The organism is Peribacillus sp. NPDC058002 (assembly GCF_042886655.1).
GTDB classification, from domain to species: Bacteria; Bacillota; Bacilli; order Bacillales; family DSM-1321; genus Peribacillus; species Peribacillus aracenensis.
The window spans coordinates 26,000-27,442 of sequence record NZ_JBHVQU010000049.1 but is presented as its reverse complement, the minus strand read 5'-3'; the positions used below and the strand labels follow the sequence as shown (position 1 = coordinate 27,442).

2 protein-coding genes are annotated in these 1,443 nt (G+C 38.7%); both read left to right on the top strand.

Annotated elements, in window-relative coordinates; translation table 11 throughout:
• Positions 1-543 precede the first annotated feature (543 nt).
• Positions 544-675, top strand: coding sequence for a hypothetical protein (locus ACFVSH_RS11570; RefSeq protein ID WP_387595141.1), 132 nt, complete (start codon positions 544-546; stop codon positions 673-675).
• Positions 676-723: 48 nt separating this feature from the next.
• Positions 724-1,386 (top strand): L-serine ammonia-lyase, iron-sulfur-dependent subunit beta, encoded by a 663-nt coding sequence (gene sdaAB / locus ACFVSH_RS11565; RefSeq protein ID WP_387705986.1) that lies wholly within the window; start codon positions 724-726, stop codon positions 1,384-1,386.
• The last annotated feature ends 57 nt before the right edge of the window (positions 1,387-1,443 follow it).

Genomic DNA, 1,443 nt, shown 5'->3' with positions numbered 1-1,443 from the left:
CAATCGTGTTTGATTCAGTACAATATTAATCCTTTTCAAGATAGGGATAAACAAAAATTTTAAGGATAATTGAGTAGCTTATTTTATTTAATATGTTCAAAGATTTTTTCTACTGATTCTATTAGAACGGACAAAAATATACAACCTTGGGAGTATTTTGTCCAATCTCAAATGGGGCACCAGAACTAGTTATACCTATTCCTGTTCCTATATTAAACCCCAATGTCCATCTCTATAATAATTGAATCAATTTCATAAAATTTTTCTTTCATAAGCATTTGTTGATTGTGGAGATATACTGCTAATCCCGGAGCATTATAAATATAAACAACCGTCGTATGATTGAGATGAACGCTGACTTTTTCGCCTATTCGATAACGGACATTATTAGTGGAAAGAATTCTTTTAAATAGGCAATGACGCGTTCAACGGTGTTCTCTGCTTGAAAAGTTTTTCCATGTTTCTGACCCATAATGCAACCGGGACCGCGACACCAATCTCAGGGTTGGCAGTTATGTACGGTTTCAATGATCTTGTAAAAGAGTGACAATCACGGCTGGGATATTTTCAGGTGTAGGAGCAACGGCAGGTTTCCTTGGGTCGATCGTGTTCAAGAATTATAAGATTACGACTGTTTCAGATATAAGGGTGAATGAAGAACAAAAAGCGGCATAATGAAAGAAGGTTAATCGAATCTTTTGCCGGGAAAAGGGGCATTACACAATGAAGTACAGATCTGCATTCGATATAATCGGTCCCGTCATGATTGGACCTTCAAGCTCACATACAGCAGGAGCTGCCAGAATTGGCAGAGTAGCAAGGACATTATTCGGAAAGCAACCGAAGAAAGCCATTATTTCTTTATATGGTTCTTTTGCAAAAACATACAGGGGACACGGTACGGATGTCGCTGTCGTAGGCGGGATATTGGATTTCGATACGGATGATGAACGAATCCCTGCCTCTTTAACGATAGCGGAAGAAGCTGGCATGGAAGTTACCTTTACAATCGAGGATACTGTGATGGATCATCCTAATACAGTCAAGATCAGACTGTTCGACGAAGATAAAGAATTGGAACTAGTTGGGATCTCGATTGGCGGCGGAATGATAGAAATAACGGAATTGAATACGTTCAAGCTTAAATTGTCAGGTGAAAACCCAGCCATTTTAGTCGTGCATAACGATGTATTTGGAATCATATCTTCCGTTTCGACCGTATTGGCAAACCATGAAATTAACATTGGACATATGGAAGTTTCACGAAAAGAAAAAGGTCAAATGGCCCTCATGGTGATTGAAGTCGATCAGAAAATCAAGGGCGATGTCATGAAGGAAATTGAAGGATTGGAAAACGTGTCGCAAGTCATAAGAATGGTTGAATGATCATCATTAAAAGTGTTGGCATAGATATGGAGGTAAAAACATGTTCCGAAATGTAGC

Bases quoted from the DNA above. Each gene is read 5' to 3' on its own strand.
- sdaAB (WP_387705986.1), top strand. From the start codon at position 724: ATGAAGTACAGATCTGCATTCGATATAATCGGTCCCGTCATGATTGGA.